Source organism: Nitrosomonas sp. Nm34, from assembly GCF_900113925.1.
Lineage (GTDB): Bacteria > Pseudomonadota > Gammaproteobacteria > Burkholderiales > Nitrosomonadaceae > Nitrosomonas.
Map to the genome: position 1 here is coordinate 1 of NZ_FORD01000004.1, position 23,361 is coordinate 23,361.

26 protein-coding genes are annotated in these 23,361 nt (G+C 46.4%); 21 read left to right on the forward strand and 5 right to left on the reverse strand.

The genetic code is table 11. The annotated features are described in order from the left end of the window. On the forward strand, positions 1–194 hold a 194-nt coding region (locus BM283_RS19220; protein WP_217646417.1), incomplete at its 5' end, for a hypothetical protein. Between the two features lie 357 nt (positions 195–551). Further along, positions 552–1,991, forward strand: coding sequence for a cyclic di-GMP-binding domain-containing protein, MshE-related (locus BM283_RS02595; RefSeq protein WP_090688987.1), 1,440 nt, complete (start codon positions 552–554; stop codon positions 1,989–1,991). A 94-nt stretch (positions 1,992–2,085) separates the two neighbouring features. Here BM283_RS02595 and BM283_RS17895 read toward each other — a convergent pair whose 3' ends face one another. Both BM283_RS17895 and BM283_RS02600 read right to left on the reverse strand, forming a co-directional pair. Further along, positions 2,086–2,277: a hypothetical protein gene (locus tag BM283_RS17895; protein WP_139225174.1), complete on the reverse strand. Its 192-nt coding sequence runs from the start codon at positions 2,275–2,277 to the stop codon at positions 2,086–2,088. 34 nt (positions 2,278–2,311) lie between these two features. Then, positions 2,312–3,112 carry a M48 family metallopeptidase gene (locus tag BM283_RS02600; RefSeq protein ID WP_090688991.1) on the reverse strand — a complete coding sequence of 267 codons (801 nt, stop codon included), beginning with the start codon at positions 3,110–3,112 and terminating at the stop codon, positions 2,312–2,314. A gap of 34 nt (positions 3,113–3,146) precedes the next feature. Between BM283_RS02600 and BM283_RS18580 the strand changes: the two genes are divergently transcribed. The 5 genes from BM283_RS18580 to BM283_RS02620 all read left to right on the forward strand — a co-directional run bounded on the left by BM283_RS18580 (position 3,147) and on the right by BM283_RS02620 (position 8,366). Then, positions 3,147–3,311, forward strand: a complete 165-nt coding sequence (locus tag BM283_RS18580; protein ID WP_175492001.1) for a hypothetical protein — start codon at positions 3,147–3,149, stop codon at positions 3,309–3,311. A 98-nt stretch (positions 3,312–3,409) separates the two neighbouring features. After that, positions 3,410–6,010 carry a leucine--tRNA ligase gene (leuS, locus tag BM283_RS02605; RefSeq protein WP_090688995.1) on the forward strand — a complete coding sequence of 867 codons (2,601 nt, stop codon included), beginning with the start codon at positions 3,410–3,412 and terminating at the stop codon, positions 6,008–6,010. 210 nt (positions 6,011–6,220) lie between these two features. After that, positions 6,221–6,724 (forward strand): LPS-assembly lipoprotein LptE, encoded by a 504-nt coding sequence (lptE, locus tag BM283_RS02610; protein WP_090688998.1) that lies wholly within the window; start codon positions 6,221–6,223, stop codon positions 6,722–6,724. 51 nt (positions 6,725–6,775) lie between these two features. Continuing rightward, on the forward strand, positions 6,776–7,795 hold the full coding sequence (gene holA, locus BM283_RS02615) for a DNA polymerase III subunit delta (RefSeq protein ID WP_090689003.1): 1,020 nt from the start codon (positions 6,776–6,778) through the stop codon (positions 7,793–7,795). A gap of 154 nt (positions 7,796–7,949) precedes the next feature. Further along, entirely contained in the window at positions 7,950–8,366 is a 417-nt protein-coding gene (locus BM283_RS02620; protein ID WP_090689007.1) for an OsmC family protein, read from the forward strand. Between the two features lie 236 nt (positions 8,367–8,602). On the opposite strand, the gene BM283_RS02625 is transcribed toward BM283_RS02620, so the two are convergent. Continuing rightward, positions 8,603–9,037 carry a hypothetical protein gene (locus BM283_RS02625; RefSeq protein ID WP_090689011.1) on the reverse strand — a complete coding sequence of 145 codons (435 nt, stop codon included), beginning with the start codon at positions 9,035–9,037 and terminating at the stop codon, positions 8,603–8,605. A gap of 894 nt (positions 9,038–9,931) precedes the next feature. On the opposite strand from BM283_RS02625, the gene BM283_RS19825 reads away from it, so the two are divergent. Continuing rightward, positions 9,932–10,624 carry a LuxR C-terminal-related transcriptional regulator gene (locus BM283_RS19825; RefSeq protein ID WP_139225175.1) on the forward strand — a complete coding sequence of 231 codons (693 nt, stop codon included), beginning with the start codon at positions 9,932–9,934 and terminating at the stop codon, positions 10,622–10,624. A 60-nt stretch (positions 10,625–10,684) separates the two neighbouring features. Here the strand turns inward: BM283_RS19825 and BM283_RS17905 are convergent, their stop codons facing one another. Further along, complete coding sequence (locus BM283_RS17905; RefSeq protein WP_139225176.1) at positions 10,685–10,867, reverse strand: hypothetical protein; 183 nt, start codon at positions 10,865–10,867, stop codon at positions 10,685–10,687. A 17-nt stretch (positions 10,868–10,884) separates the two neighbouring features. Continuing rightward, a complete protein-coding gene (locus tag BM283_RS02635; protein ID WP_254776111.1) occupies positions 10,885–11,637 on the reverse strand; it encodes a methyltransferase family protein in 753 nt (250 codons plus the stop codon). Positions 11,638–11,823: 186 nt separating this feature from the next. Here BM283_RS02635 and BM283_RS02640 point away from each other — a divergent pair, with 186 nt between their 5' ends. The 13 genes from BM283_RS02640 (at position 11,824) to BM283_RS02700 (ending at position 23,354) form a co-directional block, all read left to right on the forward strand. Next, complete coding sequence (locus BM283_RS02640) at positions 11,824–12,006, forward strand: Flp family type IVb pilin (protein ID WP_090689015.1); 183 nt, start codon at positions 11,824–11,826, stop codon at positions 12,004–12,006. Between the two features lie 70 nt (positions 12,007–12,076). After that, positions 12,077–12,607 carry an A24 family peptidase gene (locus BM283_RS02645; protein ID WP_090689018.1) on the forward strand — a complete coding sequence of 177 codons (531 nt, stop codon included), beginning with the start codon at positions 12,077–12,079 and terminating at the stop codon, positions 12,605–12,607. 310 nt (positions 12,608–12,917) lie between these two features. Next, positions 12,918–13,700 (forward strand): Flp pilus assembly protein CpaB, encoded by a 783-nt coding sequence (gene cpaB, locus BM283_RS02650; RefSeq protein ID WP_254776113.1) that lies wholly within the window; start codon positions 12,918–12,920, stop codon positions 13,698–13,700. 14 nt (positions 13,701–13,714) lie between these two features. Then, on the forward strand, positions 13,715–15,319 hold the full coding sequence (locus BM283_RS02655) for a type II and III secretion system protein family protein (protein ID WP_090689026.1): 1,605 nt from the start codon (positions 13,715–13,717) through the stop codon (positions 15,317–15,319). A 13-nt stretch (positions 15,320–15,332) separates the two neighbouring features. Further along, a complete protein-coding gene (locus BM283_RS02660) occupies positions 15,333–15,653 on the forward strand; it encodes a hypothetical protein (protein WP_090689030.1) in 321 nt (106 codons plus the stop codon). 54 nt (positions 15,654–15,707) lie between these two features. Further along, entirely contained in the window at positions 15,708–17,021 is a 1,314-nt protein-coding gene (locus BM283_RS02665) for a pilus assembly protein TadG-related protein (RefSeq protein WP_090689033.1), read from the forward strand. 5 nt (positions 17,022–17,026) lie between these two features. After that, the gene (locus BM283_RS02670) at positions 17,027–17,506 is read left to right on the forward strand and encodes a TadE/TadG family type IV pilus assembly protein (protein ID WP_090689394.1); all 480 of its coding nucleotides are present in this window, start codon (positions 17,027–17,029) and stop codon (positions 17,504–17,506) included. Further along, a complete protein-coding gene (locus tag BM283_RS02675) occupies positions 17,503–17,982 on the forward strand; it encodes a TadE/TadG family type IV pilus assembly protein (RefSeq protein ID WP_090689037.1) in 480 nt (159 codons plus the stop codon). The genes BM283_RS02670 and BM283_RS02675 overlap by 4 nt, the downstream gene beginning before the upstream one ends. Before the next feature lie 231 nt (positions 17,983–18,213). Then, on the forward strand, positions 18,214–19,374 hold the full coding sequence (locus tag BM283_RS02680) for a CpaE/TadZ family protein (protein WP_090689040.1): 1,161 nt from the start codon (positions 18,214–18,216) through the stop codon (positions 19,372–19,374). 57 nt (positions 19,375–19,431) lie between these two features. After that, positions 19,432–20,811, forward strand: a complete 1,380-nt coding sequence (locus BM283_RS02685) for a TadA family conjugal transfer-associated ATPase (RefSeq protein ID WP_090689042.1) — start codon at positions 19,432–19,434, stop codon at positions 20,809–20,811. A gap of 9 nt (positions 20,812–20,820) precedes the next feature. Continuing rightward, on the forward strand, positions 20,821–21,795 hold the full coding sequence (locus tag BM283_RS02690) for a type II secretion system F family protein (RefSeq protein WP_090689046.1): 975 nt from the start codon (positions 20,821–20,823) through the stop codon (positions 21,793–21,795). An 88-nt stretch (positions 21,796–21,883) separates the two neighbouring features. Next, positions 21,884–22,831, forward strand: a complete 948-nt coding sequence (locus BM283_RS02695) for a type II secretion system F family protein (protein WP_090689050.1) — start codon at positions 21,884–21,886, stop codon at positions 22,829–22,831. Positions 22,832–22,844: 13 nt separating this feature from the next. Next, positions 22,845–23,354 carry a tetratricopeptide repeat protein gene (locus BM283_RS02700; protein WP_090689054.1) on the forward strand — a complete coding sequence of 170 codons (510 nt, stop codon included), beginning with the start codon at positions 22,845–22,847 and terminating at the stop codon, positions 23,352–23,354. Positions 23,355–23,361: the final 7 nt, after the last annotated feature.

Genomic DNA, 23,361 nt, shown 5'->3' on the forward strand with positions numbered 1-23,361 from the left:
GGAAACATTTTTTTAACCAGACCAAAACAGAATCAAGTTCGAATACTCAAATTCAACAACCTTCTTTCAGACTCATTTCTGTATTGGAAAATACTCATTCCCTTTCTCAATCAAACATGGCGCGAAAGCGAGCCACAGACAATATCATTAATACGGCAGCCGACACAGTCAGTCTTGATTTAGAAATGGAATAACAGCAGTGATTAGAAGAGCTTGAGTAAACTTAGTATGAAATGGTATTTTTCCCGCATAACACTAAGCCATCAGTACAGCTACCTGATTAACAAAATCGGCTGTGATAGCGGGAATATTGGATGGGGGAGAGTTTTCGGTTTAAACCCATAAAAATTAATAAACGCGACTCCTGTACCGCAACTCCAAACCCTCTACAAAAGTCGTCAGTCCTACAAAAAATCGCTATAGTATCCATCGGAATCTGGCTCCTCTAGTGATGAAATCCCTTTCCCAAATTACACCATCATAAAGAATTCAGGTTTATTTTACAGTTTTTCTTATCTCGAACTCACGTTTCTTAACAAGGGGTAAATAGCATGGCAAAATCGGTGGGCGAGCTGCTTGTTCATGAAGGTTTAATGACTACAGAGCAACTAGATCAGACAATTGCATTCCAGCGGCGTAACAATGTGCGTTTAGTTGACGCCATTGCATCATTGGGTTTTCTTACTGCGGAACAGTTAGATCAATTCTTATATCCTGCTCCACCCGTACCCCTAAAAATAATTGACACCGGTTTGAGCGAAGTTTATCTGGTCGATTTATTGCTTAAGGCGGCGTATCTGGAAGCAGGAACATTTACCCTGCCGCGCATGGCAAACATGCTTTCGCTACCCTTCAGTGTGATAGAGGAATTGATTGAGCAAATGAGAGCGGATCATTTGGTGGCTATTCGGACTTCTTCCACTTATACCAGCAGCACTCAGGTACTTGAATTAACTCAGCGTGGACGAGAAAGAGCAGAGGCAGCATTTAAGATTAGCTTATATGTCGGGGCTGCGCCTGTTCCATTGGAAGATTATACCTTTATGCTTGAAAGGCAAAGTGTTCGTCAGATTGAACTGGATAATGAGTGGATTAATGCTTCTTTAAAACACTTAGTGATTGGCGATAAATTACTGAGTCAATTAGGCCCTGCATTTTCTTCAGGACGTTCCATCTTTTTATATGGTCCGCCAGGGACTGGGAAAACCAGTATTGCAGAAGCGTTAGGGCATGGAATACCCGGAGAAGTTTACCTTCCACAGGCGATAGAGGTGGGAGGACAAATTATACGTTTCTTTGATCCGGCTATTCATATGCCTGTCGATAGCCAGAAAACATTAGAACATTCATCGCTCGATCTTAAAATGAACCTGGCCTATGATCCACGCTGGAAAAAATGCCGTCGTCCAGTCGTGATGGTGGGAGGTGAGCTCACGCTTGACATGCTGGAATTACGTTATGACTATTCGAGCAAATTCTATGAAGCACCTATCCATATGAAGGCAGGGAATGGTGTTTTTATCCTGGATGATTTTGGCCGGCAACGAATAGAGCCACGCCAGCTACTTAATCGTTGGATTATCCCATTAGAGCGTGGTGTGGATTTTCCTTCGCTGCATACCGGTATGAAATTTGAGATACCTTTTGATCAGATTACTGTGTTTAGTACCAATTTAAATCCTCTCGATTTGGTTGACGATGCGTTTTTACGGCGAATTCGCCATAAAATACATGTGCAATACCAGACCGAAGATGAATTCAAGGAGATTCTGCGGCGTATCTGCCATAAACAAAGCGTTCAGTATGATAGTGAAGTAACCGAATATCTATTAAACAATTACTATCGTAAACAAAATAGACCATTGGTAGGTAGCCATCCACGCGATCTGATGGAGCACATTATCGATCATGCCAAATTCCTGAAGCGGACTCCAGAATTTACCCCAAAGACGGTAGATTCGGCTGCAGCCAATTATTTTGTCGAGCTATGACATTATGTTGAGGATAAAGCAGCTGGTACGGTGCAATAAGTGTAACGCATTGCACCAGATGGTAAGGTAGCACATACGGCGCAATGCCGGGTGGTTATTGCGCCTTACGCGGATTACGCGTGTTGGTAGCGCATTTACAGCCTCTTCCCATTCCCATTGCGCGCCAATAGTCGCGGGATACGTCAAGCTGCTCGCCCCTCCCCTCACCATCACCCCGTGTCCTGGCATAAGATGCCGGACTAATCAAACCGGTTATACTTTCTCCCCCCAATACCAAGATCAGCAAGGTAGCTACCTACCCTTACCCGCAACATCTGGAATTATCCTTTCACACAATGCGGATTTTTGCCTGTAGCTTTGGCTTGCTGTTGCAATTGCTGTGCTTTGGGTACGTGGGCTTGCAGATCCTTGATACGCGTAGTATGGGAAGGATGTGTCGAGAGAAATTCGACAGGACGAGGGCCATGACTTGCCTGCTCCATTTTTAACCATAATGCAACGCTTTCGGCAGGGTTGAAGCCTGCTTTGGCCATGAGATCCAACCCGATCGTATCGGCTTCACTTTCATGCAACCGACTAAAAGGCAAGATGATCCCGTACTCTGCGCCGATCCCCAGTAAACTGACTGCAGTCTGACCCATCGCCGTCTGCGGCGCTGCTATCGCTTGAACCAAGGTGATTCCAGCCTGAGCGCCTAATTGTTGAGACAGGCGTTCATTGCTATGTCTGGCCAAAACATGACCGACTTCATGCCCGATCACCGTAGCCAATTGATCTTGATTATCAACCAGATTAATTAAACCGGTATATACACCAATTTTTCCACCGGGTAGGGCAAATGCGTTGAGTGCGGGGTCATCAAAAACCACAACTTCCCACTCTCCCCCGACTTCTCGTGCAATGGCACTGGCGACACAATGCACAAACTGATTGTCCTGCACGTTGCGACTGATCGGTTTTTCATGTTTTAAATTCTCAAATGCCTGCAATCCCATGCTATTCACCTCTGCATCTGGCATAAAAGCCAGTTGCGTTCTACCCGTTGGAGTGGTGGCGCATGCAGTCAGAAATAAAACAGATAACAACAGTAAACACAATTTTAAGCATAGTTGAATGAGCATTTGAAAATCTCTCCAATAAATATTCAGTTTTGAGATGAGAGCTTATGAAGGAATCATTACGACAGCTCAATGGCAAGGCAGACAGCACGCAGAGACAGGAAAACGAGTTCAAGCAGTTTCGGCGCTATTACCTATCAAAGTGATAGGCAAGAAGCGCGTATCTGTCCAACATAGCTATTTAGAGCGCATAGTTGATTAATTCACACGCTCTGAGGCTATCATGAGCAGTTGAAGCATATCAAGCGTATTATTCACGTTATAATTATGGTTTTTGTCTAGTGCCGGGAAATTCGTTATATGCAAGAAAAATATCATCCTCAGGAAATCGAACAAGATGCGCAGCAATACTGGGAAAAGACCGCCGCCTTCAATGTGACGGAAAACCCTGGCATACCTAAATATTATTGTTTATCGATGTTTCCCTACCCCTCGGGTAAGCTGCACATGGGACATGTTCGTAATTACACCATAGGAGATGTATTGTCTCGTTATCGCCGGATGCAGGGATATAACGTTTTACAACCTATGGGCTGGGATGCATTTGGGCTACCCGCTGAGAACGCTGCCATGCAGCATGGCGTCCCCCCAGCCACATGGACATACGATAATATTGCCTACATGCGCAAGCAACTGAAAAGCCTGGGCCTGGCTATCGACTGGAATCGTGAAATTACCACCTGTGATCCTCATTATTACCGATGGAATCAGTGGCTATTCCTGCGCATGCTGGAGAAAGGAATCGCCTACAAGAAAACTCAGGTAGTGAACTGGGATCCCATCGATCAAACCGTACTTGCCAATGAACAAGTCATTGACGGGCGCGGCTGGCGTACCGGCGCACTGGTAGAAAAGCGCGAGATACCCGGTTACTACCTGGCGATCACCCAATATGCCGATGAACTGCTCAACGATCTGGACAAATTACCCGGCTGGCCTGAGCGCGTAAAAACTATGCAAGCCAACTGGATTGGTAAAAGCTACGGCGTCGATATTATTTTTCCTGCTGATAAACAATCTGGCACCCCCCAGGATTTGAAAGTATTCACTACGCGTGCAGATACTTTGATGGGAGCGACTTATGTCGCAGTGGCGGCAGAGCATCCCCTTGCACTCTATGCAGCAAAGAAGAATGCAAAACTGACTGAATTCATTGAAGCATGCAAACACGGCGTCACGATGGAAGCTGACCTTGCCACCCAGGAAAAAAAAGGGATGGATACCGGCTTGTGTGTGCTTCATCCCCTCACAGGAGAGCCTCTGCCGGTATGGATTGCCAATTACGTACTCATGAGCTATGGTGAAGGCGCTGTCATGGCCGTGCCAGCGCATGACGAGCGTGATTTCGAATTTGCCACCCAATATGCTTTACCCATTAAGAGGGTAATCGAACCCAAAGAGGGTGAAATCGATCCAGAGCTTAGTCAGGCTTATGTCGAATATGGCGTTACCATTAACTCGGGAGAGTTCTCCGGACTCGAATCTCAAGCTGCAGTCGGTGCGATTGCAACTGCCCTGAAACAAAAAGGATTAGGAAAAACACGCGTGCGTTATCGCCTGCGTGATTGGGGCATTTCCCGCCAGCGCTACTGGGGCTGTCCGATTCCATTGATTCATTGTGATCATTGCGGCGTCGTTCCTGTGCCCGATGATCAGTTGCCTGTGGTATTGCCAGAAGATATGGTACCCGATGGGTCAGGTAATCCACTGGTAAAATCGCCCTCATTTTATGAATGCGCCTGTCCCCGCTGTGGCCAGGCTGCCCACCGTGAAACCGATACCATGGACACATTCGTTGATTCATCCTGGTATTACATTCGTTATGCCTGCCCGGATCAGGGCTCCACCATGGCGGACTTGCGGGTAAACTATTGGTTACCGGTCGATCAGTATATCGGCGGAATTGAACATGCCATTTTGCATCTGCTCTATTCGCGATTCTGGAGTAAAGTCATGCGTGATCTGGGATTGGTCTCCTTTGATGAGCCTTTCTCAAATCTGCTGACGCAGGGGATGGTATTGAACGAGATTTTCTTTCGGAAAACGGCGACAGGCCGCATCAGCTATTTCAATCCATCGGAAATTGATATTCATTTTGACGAGCAAGGCAAACGATTTAGCGCTGTGCTGCGTGCGGATAATCAACCCGTTGAATCAGGTGGCATTGGCACTATGTCAAAATCGAAGAATAATGGGGTTGATCCACAGGAATTAGTGGCGTCCTATGGTGCAGATACGGCGCGATTGTTCATGATGTTTGCCAGCCCTCCCACCCAGACACTGGAATGGTCCGATACGGGCGTAGAAGGGTCCTTCCGTTTCTTAAGACGCCTGTGGCGGCTGGTCTATAGCCACTTACAGCAAGGCGAGGTAGCTGATGGACAGACCCTTACCGAAACACTGCCACCGGAACTCAAATCGTTGCGTTGCCAGCTTCACCAGACCATAGCCAAAGTAACGGATGACCTCGATCGTCGTCACACTTTCAATACGGCCATTGCCGCGGTAATGGAATTAATGAACGAGCTGGCTAAACTACAGGATAGCGATTTAACTGCACGACAACTCATGCAAGAAGCACTGGAAAGTATTGTGCTGCTGTTGTCACCGATCGTCCCGCACATCTGTCACGCACTTTGGCGGGAACTTAGGCCAGACACGGAATTGCTCGATCAACCGTGGCCCAAAGTTGATCCTCTGGCGCTGGTGCAGGATGATATCGAGTTAGTCGTACAGGTCAATGGCAAATTACGTGCGCAAATACGTGTCCCCAAAGAGGCAGATCGTACCACGATCGAACACATGGCATTGGATCATGCGCATATTCAGAAAACCATTACAGGACAGTCAGTGAAAAAAATAATTGTCGTTCCAGGGAGATTAGTCAATATTGTGGTCTAACGAGCTATTGAACAATCTATTCGAAGCAGTCGCTGACAGGCAAAAACAGGCAAAAAAGTTGATACCTGATAGATGAGCTATGTTGCGCCTGTCTTTAACCCTGCAACGGTAGTTAGAGCGCGTCGCTGAGAAGACGGTGTCACGCTTTGAACAATTGATGACCTGATAGACTCCAACGATGGCTTTATACCAGAAACAAACAGTATCCCTATGATGAAACCCATCCGTATCTTGCTTGTTATTCTTACTATCAGTCTTATTCTCGCCATCACCGCCTGCGGCTTCCGTTTACGTGGACAGATCTCTACTCTCCCGTTTGAAACTATTTACGTCGCTGCCCCACCCGGCCACCCCATCGGGCTGGATATGGAACGGGCCATTCGTGTCAGTACCACGACCAAAGTGGTCAAAAAACCAGCAAAGGCTCAGGCGGTACTTCAGATTCTCAGCGCAGTCAACGAGAAGAAAATATTATCTCTCTCGACCGGTGGGCGTGTGAGGGAATTCCAGTTGATCTATCGCGTTTCTGCGCGCCTGCTCGATGCTCAAGGCGCAGCACTTACACCTGTAGATGAAATCATTCTGACACGCGTCCTCCCTTTCCTCGATGCGCAGATACTAGCTAAAGCGGCAGAAGAGGAAATGCTATTCAAAGATATGCAGGTAGATGCCGTGCAACAGCTCATTCGGCGAATGGCTGCAGTCAAGCTTTGAGGATTTTTTTTGAAAATGCCGATTTTTACGCCCCTTGCATTCGTTTAATTTATGCGCATTAACTCCGATCAATTGTTTCGTCAGCTGCCAAAACAGCTCATGCCACTGTATACCATCACTGGCGATGAGTTGTTGCTCGCGCTGGAAGCAGCGGATGCGATTCGCCATCAGGCTCGACAACACGGTTACACCGAACGCGATATCTTTACAGCAGATCACCGCTTCGACTGGTCAAAGATACAGTGCTGGCAAAGCCAATCGTCCTTGTTTGGAGAACGGCGCATACTTGACCTACGGATTCCTACCGGCAAACCGGGTAAAGAAGGCGGTAACGCTATCGAGGCACTTTGTCAGAACCCATCTGCTGATACCATTACGCTCATTATGCTCCCTAAAATTGATAAGCAAACACAGACAAGCAAATGGTTCAAGGCGCTGGATCATGCCAGTGTGATGGTCACAGTTGATCCGATAGAACACGCCCGGTTAGCCAACTGGATACAACAACGTCTCGATAACCAGGGGCAGCAAATGGCACCCGATAGCCTGCAATTTCTCGCAAATAAGGTAGAAGGCAATCTTCTGGCGGCTCAGCAGGAGATCAAGAAGCTGGCTTTACTTTATCCCTCCGGGATGCTTTCTTTTGAGCAAGTCAAGAATGCGGTACTCAATGTCGCACGCTATGATGTATTTAGTCTGCCCGAGGCCATGCTGACAGCCGATACTGTGCGCTATACGCGTATCCTCGAAGGGCTGCAAGGCGAAGGGACCCCCCCTCCCCTCATTCTGAGCACACTTACTGAACCCATACGTACGCTGCTGCTCATTCATCAGGCCCTGGCTGCAGGCAAGCTACTTGCCCAGGCGTTAAAAGATAGCCGCGTCTGGCATCAGCAGCAAAAAATCATGACAGCTGCTGTCAAACGCCTGCCCCCGCGATTATTGTTACAAGCCTTGTTACACGCAGCCAGCATCGATAGAATCATCAAGGGTGTGGCCCAGGGTGATATTTGGGATGAATTGCTGCAGTTTGGCTTGCGCCTCACAACGCGCCAGACTTCTATGCATTAAGCCTATTTCTAAATCTAACATGACACGAAGGCGAGCCGCTGACAGTATCCATCATACGGCAAGACAAAGGCGGCAAAGTCAATTTGGATTTAGATATGGCATCACAACGCAATTAAACGGTAGATTCGCCTCATCATAAAAATACAGGAAAAATATGAAAGCACGGATTAAATGGCTGGATGGGATTAGCTTCAGAGGTGAAACAGAAAGTGGGCATTCCATATCAATAGATGGCGCACCGGATATAGGTGGGAAAAATCTGGGGCCACGCCCGATGGAATTGATGTTACTGGGACTCGGCGGCTGCTCTTCGATTGACGTCATCCTGATTCTGCAGAAAAGCCGCCAGCAAGTGGCCGATTGCGTCGTGGAAATCGATAGCACCCGCGCTTCTGAAGATCCGAAGGTCTTCACCGACATCCATCTGCACTTTATCGTTACCGGAAAAAACCTGAATCCTCAACAAGTAGAACGTGCGATCCATCTCTCCGCAGAAAAATATTGTTCAGCCTCTATCATGCTCAGGAGTACTGTCAATATCACGCATGATTTTGAAATCATTGAAGGCTAGGGTTGCGGGTTAGCATAAAATGAGAAAATAGGCCTATTATTCCATTTCTAAATCCAAATTGATTTTGTCGGCCTGACTTTGGCGTGTCTTTACCTTGCCATATGATGGATACTGCCTGCGGCTCGCCTTCGCGTCATTTTTGATTTGGAATGGGAATTAGCAGCCAGCCTGAATTATCCTGAAAAACTACTGTTAGGGTAATTCATGGCCCGGTAATAAAAAACCGAAAATCAAACTTACCGTAAGGAAGTGATATGACTAAAATAATCGCCATCTGTCCCGTCTGACAATCCAGGCGGCAAAGGTCCAGCCCCTTGGAAGAAAAAATCTCCACTGTTTCCAAAATTGTCTGTCCAAGTGCCATTCAGTGACTCGGTATTGAGCGACACAAAAAATTGGCCGTGAAACCCGTTAGGAAAATGAGAGGTAAATCCTAGATGATATCGATTAGTTGAACGGTTCAAGTTAGCTGCGCCATGTGATGAAGTTTGAAAAGTGGCGATCCCTTGGGTTCCTGTCAGTTCAAAAACAAACCCTTTATCTTCAATATCGAAACATAAAATATCGACAAAAGGATTCAGTCTCCAGCAAAACACCCCCAGGCTTTGGGCGTGGAGAATAATAGGTAACAGTAATCCAAGGAAATTAGCTAAGACGATTAACCTTTTCATCTTTACCCCTCCCGGCTAGCTGCCGCTTAAACTCATTCATAAAGGACGCGAGAAAAATAACTTATTCTTCTCAGAAAGGTTCTTCAGACGTCATCCACCCCAGCTTGGCTTCTCTATCTCATGCCTACCACTCATATGGATAAAACGTATTTGAATTTGGTACACGTCGATAAACATAGCAGGCCCGGCCTACTGAAACATCTATCGCTGTAGTTGCCTGCTTTCTTGAGCATCAAACTCTAAAGGTAGTACTACAACCAGCGCATGGGCGCCATGACAACATCTCCTTTTATAAACCAATTGCATTATTTCACTGATTCCATTTCAAATCAAACATCGCGAAGCCGAGCCGCAGACAGTGCAAATAATATAACAAGAAAAAGCTGACAAAATCAGGTTTAATTTAACAATAAAACCAAGAAATAGAATGGAATAATGCGAAATATTTACTAAGCATTATTCGCTATGTGGTTAATTTATAATGATTTAATCTAAATAAAAATGTCTCTATTTAGAGACATTTTTATTGCCTCATACAAACAGAAACAGTATGATGTATGCAAATGCTATACCCATTTAAGTAAATGACTGTATTCTAGAATTGATTGTGATAACGCAAAATATCTAGAGACAAATGAAATTATTGAGAAAATATAGCTTGGATTAAGCAAGATAGCTCAAACCACTCGAAAGCCAGGGATGAAGTTGATTTATCTACCCATGAATCGAGAATAAAGAACATAACAAAACGTAAAATAAAGGAATTTTCTATCATGTAATTAGCATGTGAGCACAACATACCAGATTTAATTGGAGATTCACTGAAATGGCAGTGTTGATTTTACACTGCCCTTGATAACACGACCTTAATCAAGTCAGACAGGAGTAATTATCTTGATTTTATTTGCCAGCTCAACTGAAGACAAATTTTCTCATTGGAAGCAAGGATTATCAGATATCTCTTCTTTATATTGCCTGTCAAATCTGGATATCCTCAGAAATGAGCTGATAAGAAGAACCCCTCCCATCCTTTTACTTGATTATGACTTACTGGATATCAATAGCTTCCAGATAATTGAAAACCTGCTGACGCTAAGCCCCAGAACTCGCATTATATTGTTTAGCACCGGAATTTCTGATGAAAATGAATGGAAGTTATTAAAAGCAGGAATTAGAGGCTTTTGCCTGAATACGTTCTCATCCGATCAAATCAGGCGCGCAGTTGAAGCCGTCTGGCGAGGTGAATTATGGATCCGGCGCCAACTGGCCCAGCGTATGCAGAATGAGCTGGTCATGGCTATGCAGGAAAAAAAACAAATTGAGCGTGCGGTAAATAGTCTGCTGGAAAATTTAACAAGACGTGAATATGAAATCGCCATCCTGGTAGGTCGCGGCGAAAGCAACAAACAGATTGCCAGACGATTGGATATTACCGAACGAACCGTCAAGGCGCACTTGACTGAAATATTCCGCAAGCTGGCGATTTCAGACCGAATCAAGCTGGCCTTGCTCGTTAAAGATACCGCTACGGCAACGAATCAGGTATTTGATAGTAATGACGGAAATTATCCCACTATTTCTGCCTGAGATTGCATTGGCACGCTCGTAAAAAATACTTGCCGTCACTAATTCTCCTGTTAAGCAAAACTACGCAACCGCAGGATGTAATAAGCGTAGCGCATTGCACCAGTTTTGTACCCATATAACATATGGCGCAATGCCTGATGGGTATTGCGCCATACTTGCTGTATCGTTGGTTCCTTTTGTATGGGAGTGGAAAGCATGCTCCCATTTAACAAAATTCCCATCGATGCAGGGGTTACAGCTCAAATTCACCGGCTCACAAACTAAAACACAAAAGGAACCAACCGATAACGCACGTCAAACATATAGGTGCGGTAGGTTTGATCCTGAGCAAGATGCTTTTCTTCGCAAAAAATTCGGATGCAGAGAAATGCCATGAGAACTGCATAAACCAGCAGATTCATAGGCGTGGTATGCATCAGCACATAACCCCCAAATAACAGAGAATAACTCGCATAAAGCGGATGCCGTACGATACGGTACATCCAGGCTGTTTTGATTTCACGTTTAGCCGCAACAAGTGCAAAGCTTCGATTGAGGGAAATCAAACTGATGATCTGAAGTGTGGTACCTACAACTACCAAAATGCTGGCCATTGGAAGAATCCCCCACTCTGCTGGGCGAAAAAAGAGTGGCGCAAAGGTGCCAATAATTGCCACCACCCAATCTGATAGCGTAGTGGAAACAGTTTTTGGATGGCTACGGCAAATAAAGAAAATTGCAGCCAGGGTTTCAGCAATGACAACCAACACTAATGCCCAATCATTGGTTTCCTGAAACTTGCTGAAATGTGCATAAGCAAATAATCCATAGAGCATTGCCAATAGAGCACCGCTGTAAACATTATATCTCGGCGATTGTATGATTCTTGATAATCCATTCATATTTCTAGGTCCATGAGAAAGAAGAAAGAACAGCAACGTGCGCTCCGTTTTGCCGTCTGCAGTTTTGATAATACAAAACAGATAAATCACACTCACCGATTGAACAGTTTCGTTAGAGATTAGGGCACGCAAGATTGCTACCCATTCTTTATATAGTATGAGCGCCTGTTCGTGGATCGTATTTTAGGACAATGTACTAGAGGACGATGTACCACAGTACGATAGGCAAGGAATATCAGTAAAGTCACAATTACGCCGTGGCTTAAGACATTGTCACCTTAAGAAAGTTCTTTTTATTTACTTAATAGGAGTATTTCCATGAACAAATTGATCCAATCTGCAAAACAATTCATGAGCAACGAAGAAGGCGTATCTGCCATTGAATATGGCCTGATCGCTGCGCTGATTGGCGTTGCAATTGTTACCACAGTAACAGATGTCGGAACAGCTTTAAACACTACGTTCACTACTGTTAAAAATAAGCTTGGCGGAGCTGGCTAGTCCTCATTTGCTATGTCAATGCAGCAGCCTTGCTGCATTGACACATAAAAGAACTATGTAAGGAAATCAAATGTATTCTCTGATCATTGGAACTCTAATAATATTTCTGCTGATCGCTGCATGGCAAGATATTCATCATTACCGTATTCCCAATGTGCTAGTTTTTCCGGGCGCTATTATCGGATTGTTACTCAATACGCTACTCCCACAGGAAATGGGTGCCTTTGGTTTCTTGACTTCGCTGGCAGGTTTGGGACTCGGCCTCATGGTGTTATTTCCACTCTATCTGCTACGCGCCATGGGTGCAGGCGATATCAAACTCATGGCCATGATCGGAGCTTTTGTTGGGCCAATCAACATGTTAAGCATTACCTTATATATCTTACTGGCAGGCGGCGTTTTAGCGCTTAGTGTTGTACTGCTACGAAGGAACCTATCCAAATTGCTGGAGAATTTAAAGATCGTGCTGCTCATGCGCCTCGCTGGGTTATCGATGGTCAATATGTACGCAAACGGAATGTTCCCTGAATCCGCTGGCAAACTACCTTATGGTGTAGCCATTGCAGCCGGCACGCTGTTCTACCTTGCAGCAACTAATTAAACAACGGTTTCACGACAAGAAAAAATAGGGTTTATCCGTTCTTTTTAATCTTCACAAAAGAGAGTTTCCAATAGATTCAATTTATTAAATGTTCAGATAGTTAAACCAAAATATTTGTGAAGAAATCGTAGTGATCATCCGTAATGATAAGCAGAAGGAACTCTGCGATAAATATATTAATTAGATAAATAAGGGGGAAAAGAGCACTACCCAACGTAACGATCGATGCATTCAGCAAATTCATCTACAAGCTAAATAGCCAGATTAATAGACAAGAGGTATACCAATGAGAAATGCACGAGGAATAGGGATGATCATAGTTTCATTATTGTTAGGGGTTGCTGCAATGATTGTGGCAGGAAAATGGATCAATCAGCAAGTAAACATCGATGCATCTCGGATCGTGGTAGCTGCGCAGGATATCAATGTGGGCACGCGGCTCACACCCGATTTGCTGACAACAATCGATTGGCCAAGTGGCAGCATCCCGGCTGGATCATTCCATGATATTAAGTTACTCGACAGTCGTGTTAATAAGGTTAATTTACATCGAGGCGAACCACTGCTAGAAGCCAAACTTGCACCAGAAGGTACTGCTGGCGGATTGTCAGGTGTTATTGCCGATGGCAAACGCGCTATTACCGTCCGCGTGAATGATGTGGTGGGTGTAGCCGGATTTGCTCTGCCCGGTAATCTGGTCGATATCCTGGTTAATGTTAAAGAAGACAATTATAAAAACCCCATCTCCAAGATTGTTCTCGAGCAGATTCTGGTGCTGGCTGTGGCGCAGGATCTCGGTCGTGATGAAACCAAGCCCAAAGTTGTCAATGCGGTTACGCTGGAAGTGACACCCGAAGAAGCAGAGAAACTCGATCTGGCGCGTAGTGTTGGCACATTATCGCTGGTATTGCGCAACCAGATTGATAGTAGTCAGGGTGCCACCAATGGCGTACGCACGCATGATCTGCTTGGAGGAAAAATGGTAACAGCAGACACCAAACCAGAAACCAGAATCGTCTACAAATCTGCTGGCACGCCTAAACCCTCGGTTGAGATTATCCGGGGCATCGAAAAAACCAATGCGCATCATTAAAAAAGGGGAATTAAATGACATTGCAACAACAATCTGATTTCACCATGACCATACTTTGGGGGGTCACATTGTGGATAATCAGTATTTCAACGGCACTGGCACAGAATGTCGCATCGATTCCACCCAATCTCAGAGTGGCCGACATGTCTGAGATGGCATCCACCATGGATGTGACGCTAGGCAAATCTACCCTGCTCAGACTGCCCTCCCCGATTTCACGCATCTCGGTAGGTAATCCAGGCGTAGCTGACGTCACCCTGATCAATCCGAGTGAGGTGTATATCCTGGGGAAGATGATCGGCACTACCAACATTATTCTGTGGGCAAAGGGCGGACAAACTAGAGTAATCGATGTGACTGTGTTGATGGATGCGGTTGCGTTGCAAAACAAATTGCAGGAGATCATGCCTGAAGAAAAAGATATTCATATCAGAGCTGCCGGCGATTCACTGATTCTTTCCGGCTCGGTAGCCAACACTATCAAGGCTGATCGCGCCGTCGCCCTGGCAGATACTTATATGCGAACATCGGTATTGGGCATGATGATGAGTCTGGGAGGAGGGACTCAAGGTAGTCAGGGAGGAAACGCTCAAGGTGGTCAAGGAGGAATGTTGGGCATGCAGGTTCTGCGGGAAGGATTACAAACTGACGAGAATTCAGCAGGTGCCGGCGCAGGATTGGGCAGCATAAAAATCGTTAACCTGCTACGCGTGCGCGATAACCAGCAAGTCATGCTGGAAGTCAAGGTAGCCGAGGTTAACCGTACCATAGCAGAGAAGCTGGGCTTTGATTTTGCGCGGGCAGCCAGAAAAGCTGGCAGTGCCTGGACACAGGTCATGGCAGGAGTGATTGGTGGCGGGGCTGCGAATCTGCTGACGGCTAAGGGTCTGAATGCCAATGTCGATTTGGGTTTACCCAGAGTCTCGAATGCCACTTTTGAAGAAGCCACCGCTTTCCTCGTGGATGCCGAGAAAAAGGATGAGATGATCAAAATCCTAGCCGAACCCAACATCGTTGCAATCAGCGGACAGGAGGCCAGTTTCCTCGTTGGTGGCGAAATCATGATCCCTATTCCTAGTACAAACCAGGTAAGACTCCTGCCCAAGGAATTCGGGATAGGTGTACATTTTACGCCGACCGTATTGGAAGAAGGTCGCATCAATCTGAAGGTCAGCCCGGAGGTATCGGAACTGGTGGACATTACTAATGTAGCTTCCACCGGATTGGGGCAGGTTCTGGCTATCCCTACCTTTACCACGCGGCGCGTCTCGACTACGGTACAACTGAGCGATGGTCAGTCACTTGCTATCGGAGGTCTGCTACAGGATAACTTTACAGAACAGGTCAAACGCTTCCCCATACTCGGCGAAGTACCCGTACTGGGTACGCTATTCCGCAGCAGTAATTACCAGTCGAAGAAAACAGAGCTTATGATCGTGATTACACCGCGTTTGATTAAACCATTGCAACCCGATTATCCCATACCGACCGATGCATTCAGCACACCCGACCGCGGTGAATTCCTGATTCATGGGAGGATGGAAAGCAGATCCGATCAAGCTCTATCCACAAGGGTCAGCTCTCCACAAATCGAGCATGGCGGATTTCAGATGAAATAAGGAGAAGAATGACATGAAAGCACCCATATTCAAAAATGTTGCAGGTTCACTTTTAGGTCCATTGTTAACCATTGCTGCCCTGATAGCCGGCTGCGCCCCTTTCTCTCCGCGCTGGGATGCACGCTTTGGCGAAGCAGTCGATATTGCCAAAGCCCAGCAAACCATCAACCCCGAAGCCTCACTCAATACAGAACCTGTGAAGGGTGTCGATGGGCAGGCCGGCGATGCCATGTTTGATAGTTACCGTAATTCGTTCAGAACTCCACAACTGCTACCACGAGGTATCCCGTCATCTTTAAGCTCCGGCGGGAATGGCAGTAATCAGGTGCGGTAATGGCAGTCAGGTCTAGAATCATAATCCGCAAGAAATTTATGAGGAGAACAGCTGGTGAATAACTGTTCAAATGAATTACCCATTAGCATGAGTGATCATTTTCCACAAAAAGAAGCGGGAGCGGTGACCATAATCGTGGCACTGTCACTGGTCGCCTTGATGGGCTTTGTCGGCCTAGCGCTAGACCTGGGCAAACTGTTTGTCGCCAAGACCGAACTGCAAAACAGTGCAGATGCTTGTGCTTTGGCTGCAGCACGTGAATTGACAGGTGCTAATGACAAGCAACTGATTCTGGCAAAAGCAGCTGGCATTTTAACTGGCAGCATGCATCACCCTCGTAAAGAAAATTGGGAGCGTGATACTTCGGACGGTATTGTTAATAACGTTATGTTCAGCGAAACGCTAACAGGGAGTTATCAGGATGCGTTTGAAGGCTCAGGCGCAACCAGTAAGCGTTATGCACGCTGCGAAGCTAGCTCTCCATCTTTCTTGAACTGGCTCATTCAAGTGCTAAATCTCCTGCCTGGTGTTGACATTAGCGAACAGACAGTTACTGCCAGTGCAGTAGCTACCCTCGCGCCAAGCCAAACTAATTGCGCAATACCAATAGCAGTCTGTGAATCAGAACTGTCGAAAAAAAGCCCTGGTGATTGGCTGGAATCCGTAATAAAAAATAATGAGCTTACTGGAGATTTTTTATGGGTACGGTATTCAGGTCAAGGTGCTAGAGATATTAAGGAAATTCTGACAGGCCCAGGGCAATGCAACGTTCCAGCAGTAAATGAGACAATTTATTCAGAGCCTGGCGCAAATGCGGGGGCTTTTGATGCGTGGAATACCCGTTTCGGTGCCTACAAAGGCGCATACAATGAAAACAATGCTCCACCTGATTATAGTGGTTATGCCTACACTGCAAAGAATTGGAGTGAACCGGGAAAAGACTGCAAAAATGCAGCCAGTGATTTCTTTCTAAAACGTGGTAATAATATACCAATCCAGGACCCGACCATCAATACAACCGGGCTCAAAGTTATTCCCCCCGCGCAATCATCCAGCCAATCTGCTCATAGTAGTAAAGGCAGTGATCGTAGATTAGCTGCTGTTCCAGTGATTGACTGCCCTGAGCTCCAAGGCGGTAGCCATAAGTCTACAGTCAAGGCGTGGGCTTGCGTACTAATGCTAAATCCTTTGGATCAAAATGCTGAACTTGAGTCCTATAGCGCATGCACTAAATATCCTGATAAAGAAGGGCGTGCATTTCTCGAATACCTTGGCTTTGCGAATGACCCTAATAGCCAGTGTGCATCGGCTGGAGTGGTTGGGGGCCCTGGTAGTATTGGCCCATTAGTACCATCACTGGTGAGGTAATGATCATGTCCATAAAACAATATAAGCATTATAAACTTCAAAGAGCGGCACGCGGTGCAGTTGCAGTAGAGTTCGCGTTGGTATTGATCCCCCTGCTTATACTTGCACTGGGAGCTGCAGAATTCGGCCGCGCAATCTATCAGTACAACGCACTCGTCAAGGCAACGCGTGATTCGGTACGTCATCTTTCTCAATTCAAACCAACAGGTATAGGCAACTATGATTCAGTAAAGGATGAGGCTAAATGCCTTGCAGTACACGGTAATATCGACTGTGCTGGAGAAGTATTAGTGCTCGGCTTGAATCGAAGCATGGTAGAAATTAATCAAAAAACAGCAGGAGACCCGCAGATTACGTTGGTTGAAGTCGTGATTAAAGGCTACACCTTCAATTTTTTATTAGATCCTCGCAAATTTCTACCAGGAGTTAGCAGTGAGGATTTGATTAAATTTGATGACATTTCTGCAACGATGAGGCAATTATGAAAATTATCGAGCGGTTTAATCCAAAACTCATATCAATTAATCGGTTTAATCAACGTGGTGCAGCCGCTGTTCAGTTTGCACTGATCGCTTCCGTTCTATTTACGGCAATGATTGGCGCTATGGAAATGAGCCGAGTGCTGTTTTATTGGAATACGGCCACGGAAGCAACGCGACTGGGCGCACGCCTAGCTGTGGTGTGTGATCAAAATGCTGCCGCCATCAAAACAAAAATGCAGTCAATGCTGGGAGTACTGAATACTAGCAACATTACTGTTAAGTATGTTGATCAGGATGGGAATAGTTGTAGCCGAGAAACCTGTAGATTTGTAACAGTCAGCATCACTGGCTTAACAGTATCCACAGTAATCCCACTAGTGCCACTCAATATCACTATGCCCCCATTCACCACAACACTGCCGCGTGAAAGTTTAACTAATATTTTGAAGGATGGCAGTGTCAATCCAGATTGCAAATAATTCATTATGAGTCAATCAATTTCCAAATTATCGCTAGACCACTCCGGCAGAATTCTTACCGTGCGCATTAAGCTTACCGAATCACCTGATCGAATTAAGAGAGGCTTTGACAAGCCCAAACCGAGCAGCGCTGCGATGCAACCGACAAGCACGACAAGGTGAAGCTGGGATAGAAATTTGGAAAGCAAAACATCTATATCGGCAAGCAGAGAACATACAAGGAGTCAGCAAATGAAAATCGCAACCATCTCACAGGATCAACAATGTTTGAATGATATCCAGAAATATCTGGCGCAATCCAACATGCCGCAGCCACTGGTAGCGATAACGGGAGGGGCTCAACAAATTCCGGCTGTGATCGAGCAGGTACACCCGGATCTACTGCTGCTGGAGGGCATTCGTCTTGACTCTGGCGAGCAGCAGATTCTGAGCCAGGTCACTTCGCGCTTCCCTGATTTGGGTGTCATTGTGCTATGCCCTCCCCAGCCGCAGGAATTCCTGCTGGACGCCATGCGGGTCGGGGTACGTGAGGTTGTGCCCACTCCTATTAATCAAAATGTGCTGATCAATGCTGTTGAGCGCTTTCAACAAAGAATGATGCTCGCCAGAGCGCCCATGCATGAAAGCAAAATAGTGGCCTTTATCCCTTGTAAGGGAGGAAGTGGCACGACCTTTCTAGCAAGCAATATCGCCTATAACTTGGCATCAGAGGAGCACAAGCGAGTCATATTGCTCGATCTCAATTTGCAGTTTGGTGATGCCTTTCTATTCGTACACGAAGCGACAGCCACCACGAGCATTGCTGACGTGACCCGGCAAATTCAGCGGCTGGATGGCTCATTTCTCTCTTCCAGTTCGATTCAGGTGCTGCCTAATTTTGATGTGCTGCCCGCACCAGATGAGCCCGAGAAAGCGGCAGAAATAAAACCGGAACATATTAAACCTTTGCTTGAGGTCGCCAAAAAACACTATGATTTTGTGATTCTGGATATCGGACGTTCGTTCGATGCCATTTCCATTCAATGCCTGGATCAGGCTGATCTGATTTTTCCGGTCTTGCAGCAGACATTACCTTTCGTGCGTGACGCCAAGCGCATCATCGGCACCTTCCGCTCGTTAGGCTATTCTCCTGACAAAATCCGATTGATCCTGAATCGCTATGGCAAAAAAGACGATATTACCCTGGATGATGTGGCCAGCACATTACAGCAGGAAATATATAAAGTCATTCCTAACGACTATCAAGTGGTCGCCGAATCGGTCAATCAAGGCATACCGGTCAGCCAACTGGCGCGGCGCAGTGCGGTTGCGAAATCGTTACGGGAAATCACGCAGGAGCTTACCAAAAGCAATGCTCATAGCGGACTGCTGAAAAAACTCTTTTCTTTTTAGCACAAAAACCACCCCTCCCATGGCAAATCATTGACCACTTTTTAGGGCACACACATCATGTCAATACGAGATCGTCTTCAAGGCATAGTAACTAACCGCAATGCAGTATCCAATCAGCCTGTGGCTATGGCTGTCAATCATCACCGTGCGGCTTCGCACGAGAACATGGCCTATCATGAATTAAAATCCCGCATTCATGAAGAACTGCTCAACCGCATGGATCTGGCCGTTATGGAAAGTTTGCCGCAAGAGCGCTTATTGGCGGAAATCAAGAGCCTGGTGGAACGACTATTGGTCGAGGAACGTACGCCGATCAATGACGTCGAGCGTCAGCGTATCATTCAGGATATTCAGCACGAAGTGCTGGGGCTGGGCCCGCTCGAACCGCTGCTAGCTGATCCCACTATTTCCGATATTCTGGTCAACACGCATCGCCAGGTTTATGTCGAACGCCGCGGGAAACTGGAAATCACCGACACGCATTTTGCCAACGAAAACCACTTGAGGAAAATTATCGACCGCATTGTATCGCGGGTTGGGCGCAGAGTGGATGAGTCGAGCCCTATGGTCGATGCACGGCTGCCTGATGGCTCGCGCGTCAACGCGATTATTCCGCCACTCGCTCTCGATGGCTCTTTGGTTTCGATCCGGCGCTTTGCCGTGGTCCCGCTCAAGGTGGATGACCTGATAAACTACAAATCAATGACACCAGAGGTGGCTGAGATCATCAGCGGCCTGGTTAAGGCGAAATGCAGCATTCTGATTTCAGGGGGGACCGGTAGCGGGAAAACGACCCTGCTCAATATCATGTCCAGTTTTATTCCTCCCTCCGAACGCATCATCACGATCGAGGATGCCGCTGAGCTACAATTACAGCAGCCGCATGTGGTTCGTCTGGAAACACGCCCACCTAATGTGGAGGGCAAGGGCGAAGTCACCCAACGTTCATTGGTCAGGAACAGTCTGCGGATGCGTCCTGACCGGGTTATCATCGGTGAAGTGCGGGGGGCAGAAGCAGTCGATATGCTGCAGGCCATGAATACTGGTCATGAAGGCTCCATGGCCACAGTGCATGCTAACACCCCGCGCGATGCACTGAGCCGTATCGAGAATATGGTCGGTATGGCTGGACTCAATTTACCGCCCAAGGCCGTCCGTCAGCAAATTAGTTCTGCGATTGTTGCCGTCATTCAGGTCTCCCGCCTACCGGATGGTAAACGCAAAATACTAAGCATTCAGGAGATTACCGGCATGGAAGGCGATGTTATCACCATGCAGGAAATTTATACTTTCGAGCAAACAGGTGTAGCGGCAGATGGAACCGTGCTGGGGCATTTCCGTGCAACGGGTATCCGTCCCAAGTTTGCTGATCGATTACGTGTATATGGTATACCTTTGCGGGAAGATCTGTTTGATCCTACAAAAAGATACGAATAAGGAGCAGCCATGGACTACCTTTATTATCTATTCATAGCATTTGCTTTTCTTGCAGTCGTGCTGCTGCTGGAAGGGAGTTACCTGACCTGGCACTCCAAACAGGGGCCGGAGCTAAAGCGCATTCAGAAGCGGTTGCATCAGATTTCTGTCGGCTGGAGTAAAGAAGCCAATGCAACCCTGCTCAAACAACGCTTATTGAGCAACTCCCCTCCCCTGCATAGACTGCTGCTGAAAATCCCACGCATCCATAGCCTAGACAAGCTCTTGCTGCAATCCGGTCTACCGCTGATGATATCACAATTCCTGAGCCACAGCGTCATGAGCAGTTTAGGAATCCTGGCAATTGCTGCATTGTTAAACTGGCCATTCCTAGTTATGTTGCTATGTGCAACCGGGGGAGCCCTGATTCCCTACTTCTTTATAGTCAGAACTAAAAAAAAGCGTCTGAAAATAATCGAAGAGCAATTGCCGGAAACCATCGATCTTATGTCCCGTGCCTTGAAAGCAGGACATGCCTTTCCTGGTGCATTACAAATGGCCGGGGCTGAAGGTGTTGAGCCCTCTGCTACTGAATTTCGTCTAGCATTTGATGAAGTCAATTTTGGTGTTCCTTTACAAAATGCGCTGATGAACCTAGCCGCACGCGTCCCCCTTACTGATTTGCGTTACTTCGTCATTGCTGTACTTATTCAGCGAGAAAGTGGTGGTAACTTGGCGGAACTGCTCGACAAAATCAGTGAATTAATTCGCGCCAGACTAACATTATTTGGCAAAATTCGCGTACTGTCCGCGGAAGGACGGTTATCTGCCTGGATTCTCTGCAGTCTGCCATTTGCAGTGGCACTATTAATCAATATCGCCAATCCAGATTTTTTGACACCGTTATGGACAGATCCAGCTGGGAATAAGCTCGTCGCAACTGCAGGAGTAATGATGCTACTTGGTATTTATGCCATGTCCCGCATCATCAAGATTCGCGTATAGGTCGTGTTGTGATGATAAATAAAACCGAATAAAAACTAATATGATTCAACTAATCTTTCATTTCCATTAGTTCTAGAGGTAATCAATTATGATTTCTGCACAAACTTCTTTTCTAATCATGATTTTTCTCGCAGTTGCCGGCATTGCTTACGCCATAATGCTTGTATTTTCACCCCGTGCAACCAGTACACGTCTGAAACAGATCACTGAAAAGGATAGCTCGGATGGAAATAAAGCAGATGAAGCATGGAAAGAAAAGATTATTAAGCTATCGAAACCGTTAGCAAAACTTGCATTGCCCGAGGAAGATTCGGAAAAATCGGCTTTACGGATACGCTTTATGCATGCTGGCTTTCGGACTAGTGAGGCACTTTACATTTATTTTGGCGCTAAAGCGTCACTCGCTCTGGTATTTCCAGGAATCTTTCTACTTACAGCAGGTATTGGTAAGTTACAGTTGAGCACAGAAATGGCCGCCATGGTGCTGCTAATGCTTGCAACAATTGGCTATTATTTACCCAATGTAATACTGACACGCAGAATTTTTGTGCGCCAACGCGAACTGTTCGAAAGTTTTCCCGATGCGATAGATCTCATGACCGTATCCGTAGAAGCTGGATTAGGGCTAGATGCAGCATTGGCTAAAGTGGGAGATGAAGTTCAACTTAGCAGTAAGATTCTGGCCGAAGAAATTCATCTGGTGGGACTAGAGTTGCGCGCAGGGGCATCGAGAGAAAAAGCGCTACGTAATCTTGCGTTACGTACTGGGGTGGAGGAAATCGAAGGCTTAGTCGCCATGCTCGTTCAGGCAGACCGCTTTGGAACCAGTACCGCAGATTCCTTGCGTGTATACTCAGATACCCTGCGCACCAAGCGTCGCTTGCGCGCAGAAGAAGCAGCGGCCAAAATTGCACTAAAACTACTGTTCCCGCTTATTTTCTTTATTTTTCCTTCTCTGCTAGTCGTGCTCATGGGACCCGCTATGATCAATATCTATCGTATTTTGCTACCTACATTTGCTGGTACAGCCCAATAAAGGAGTGTATGCCTTGATCCATTTAAAACAACTAATATGTACCCTGGTTTGCCTCTTCGCCGTTGCAGGATGTGCCACCCAGTTAGGTAAAAATAAACCCGGCTTAACCGGCGAGGATAAGAAAGAAAGTACTCAGACCGCTCGTGATCTTGAAACAATGTATCAATCAGGACGCAAATACCAGGAAGAGGCCCGTTTCACGGAAGCCATCACTACCTATGAAAATATTCTGGCAATCGACCCTCATTATTCTGAAGCCCATAATGGGCTTGGTGTCATTTATTCCATCCAGGGAAAATTTGAGCCAGCGTTACAACATCTGCAGAGAGCAGTTGCTTTAGCGCCACTGGCCTCTCATTTACGTAATAATCTGGGCTATACCTATTTTTTGCTGGGGCGCAAACCCGAAGCCATCAGTGAGTTTGAGCAAGCGTTGCGATTAGATCCCGGAAACGAGAAGGCACGTGCCAATATAGCTACCATCCGTAACAAGGTGGATACGGCGGAGACCATAGGAGAATAAATGATGA

Excerpts from the sequence above, each read along its gene's own strand:
- BM283_RS02595 (WP_090688987.1), top strand. The coding sequence starts at position 552 with ATGGCAAAATCGGTGGGCGAGCTGCTTGTTCATGAAGGTTTAATGACT.
- BM283_RS02600 (WP_090688991.1), bottom strand. The coding sequence starts at position 3,112 with ATGCTCATTCAACTATGCTTAAAATTGTGTTTACTGTTGTTATCTGTT.
- BM283_RS18580 (WP_175492001.1), top strand. The coding sequence starts at position 3,147 with ATGAGAGCTTATGAAGGAATCATTACGACAGCTCAATGGCAAGGCAGA.
- leuS (WP_090688995.1), top strand. The coding sequence starts at position 3,410 with ATGCAAGAAAAATATCATCCTCAGGAAATCGAACAAGATGCGCAGCAA.
- lptE (WP_090688998.1), top strand. The coding sequence starts at position 6,221 with ATGATGAAACCCATCCGTATCTTGCTTGTTATTCTTACTATCAGTCTT.
- holA (WP_090689003.1), top strand. The coding sequence starts at position 6,776 with ATGCGCATTAACTCCGATCAATTGTTTCGTCAGCTGCCAAAACAGCTC.
- BM283_RS02620 (WP_090689007.1), top strand. The coding sequence starts at position 7,950 with ATGAAAGCACGGATTAAATGGCTGGATGGGATTAGCTTCAGAGGTGAA.
- BM283_RS02625 (WP_090689011.1), bottom strand. The coding sequence starts at position 9,037 with ATGAAAAGGTTAATCGTCTTAGCTAATTTCCTTGGATTACTGTTACCT.
- BM283_RS02640 (WP_090689015.1), top strand. The coding sequence starts at position 11,824 with ATGAACAAATTGATCCAATCTGCAAAACAATTCATGAGCAACGAAGAA.
- BM283_RS02645 (WP_090689018.1), top strand. The coding sequence starts at position 12,077 with ATGTATTCTCTGATCATTGGAACTCTAATAATATTTCTGCTGATCGCT.
- cpaB (WP_254776113.1), top strand. The coding sequence starts at position 12,918 with ATGATCATAGTTTCATTATTGTTAGGGGTTGCTGCAATGATTGTGGCA.
- BM283_RS02655 (WP_090689026.1), top strand. The coding sequence starts at position 13,715 with ATGACATTGCAACAACAATCTGATTTCACCATGACCATACTTTGGGGG.
- BM283_RS02660 (WP_090689030.1), top strand. The coding sequence starts at position 15,333 with ATGAAAGCACCCATATTCAAAAATGTTGCAGGTTCACTTTTAGGTCCA.
- BM283_RS02670 (WP_090689394.1), top strand. The coding sequence starts at position 17,027 with ATGTCCATAAAACAATATAAGCATTATAAACTTCAAAGAGCGGCACGC.
- BM283_RS02675 (WP_090689037.1), top strand. The coding sequence starts at position 17,503 with ATGAAAATTATCGAGCGGTTTAATCCAAAACTCATATCAATTAATCGG.
- BM283_RS02680 (WP_090689040.1), top strand. The coding sequence starts at position 18,214 with ATGAAAATCGCAACCATCTCACAGGATCAACAATGTTTGAATGATATC.
- BM283_RS02685 (WP_090689042.1), top strand. The coding sequence starts at position 19,432 with ATGTCAATACGAGATCGTCTTCAAGGCATAGTAACTAACCGCAATGCA.
- BM283_RS02690 (WP_090689046.1), top strand. The coding sequence starts at position 20,821 with ATGGACTACCTTTATTATCTATTCATAGCATTTGCTTTTCTTGCAGTC.
- BM283_RS02695 (WP_090689050.1), top strand. The coding sequence starts at position 21,884 with ATGATTTCTGCACAAACTTCTTTTCTAATCATGATTTTTCTCGCAGTT.